Here is a 756-nt window from a genome sequence, read left to right as displayed (position 1 = left end):
CCGGCTCGTGGCGACGAGTGGTCCCGCCGGCACGGCCTGGTCGAGCCGGACGACGCCCGCTGGCGCGGCCTCGGGACGGGTCAGGATCCGGATGTCGACCGCGTCCCCACGCGGCGGAGTCCACGAGAAGTCGACGACGTCACCCGCCGCCACGGCACGCAGATCGGTGACCTCGCTTGGCTCGCCGAGACACACCACCTGGACGTCGATCCCGTGGCTGCGTGCTTCGGGATACTCGACCAGCACCCGGTAGGTGTACGTGGTGTCCGGTTCCACCTGCCAGTCGGCGAAGCCCGTCCCGCTCGAGACCACCTCGGAGTCCCAACCGGTGCGCCGGACCACCGCCCGTACCGCCCCCGGCGGCAGCCGCCACCGTCCCAGGACGACCCCCGGCTCGGCGGTCAGCCGCAGATCGGCCACCTCTGGCAGCACCGCGACCGCTTCGGTTGACGCGGCTTCTCCCGGCACGCCTTCACGCAACGTCGTGACCGTGTAGACGAGTTGCTGTCCGACAGGGGCATCTCGGTCGACGACCGGTGGCGCGGCCGACTCCTTGGTCAGCACGGTGGCACCGCGGCACACCCGGTACCCGATGCGCCCCGCCGTCGACGGGGACGGCCGCCAGTTCACGACGACTTCGGCACCGTCCACGACGGCGCTGACCGCCGTGGGCGCGGCGGCAGGGCAACGGCGAAGGCCTTCTGCGACAGCGGGATCCGCCAGCTCGCGGCCGATCGCGAGGTAGCGGACCGCGGC

At 72.8% G+C, this 756-nt stretch carries 1 protein-coding gene; it reads right to left on the bottom strand.

The window, feature by feature from the left end:
- Positions 1–756: hypothetical protein (locus tag FXN61_RS49790; protein WP_223165932.1), on the bottom strand; the 756-nt coding region annotated here is incomplete at both ends.

The organism is Lentzea indica (genome assembly GCF_012184385.1).
GTDB lineage: Bacteria > Actinomycetota > Actinomycetes > Mycobacteriales > Pseudonocardiaceae > Lentzea > Lentzea indica.
The sequence above is the reverse complement of the archived record's forward strand: the minus strand, read 5'-3'. Positions and strand labels throughout refer to the sequence as shown.